Genomic DNA, 436 nt, shown 5'->3' with positions numbered 1-436 from the left:
AGGAGACAATCATCTATCTCCAATTCAAAAGTTCTGTAGACTATAACAAACTCTCCGCTGATGATGATATTCCAATACAGATAATTAAAGAAGGAAAGGTGGTGTGTGAATATGGTTCTGATTACTCTGTACGGCCACATACTCAAGATAAGATCGAGGCACGTGTATACTGTGATAGCGGATTAGTTGCTGTATCAAACTTCACAGGAACCAAGAAAAAACTACAGAAAGGGATTGTTGGAGCAATCACCGAGATCGGACATCAGCCATGACTGAACAGATCCAATTAAACGAAACTGAGCTGTTATTGCTGCATCGACAAATGGAAGGCGATGTTTCTGGATTGAACTACAGCCTAGAAGCAACTGAGGTGAAACGGGCGAGTTTTAGCGGGTCAAGTAGTGGGAACTTTTATGACTCCCCGCCGGTCAAGGCC

The 436-nt window shown here is 43.1% G+C and carries 1 protein-coding gene; it reads left to right on the top strand.

Features of this window, described 5'->3' with window-relative positions:
• The coding region (locus DVK07_RS23150; RefSeq protein WP_158603233.1) for a hypothetical protein at positions 1 to 272 on the top strand (272 nt) is incomplete at its 5' end.
• Positions 273 to 436 lie beyond the last annotated feature (164 nt).

The organism is Halorubrum sp. Atlit-26R, assembly GCF_003666015.1.
Taxonomy (GTDB): Archaea; Halobacteriota; Halobacteria; order Halobacteriales; family Haloferacaceae; genus Halorubrum.
This window is presented reverse-complemented; position numbering and strand designations above follow the sequence as displayed.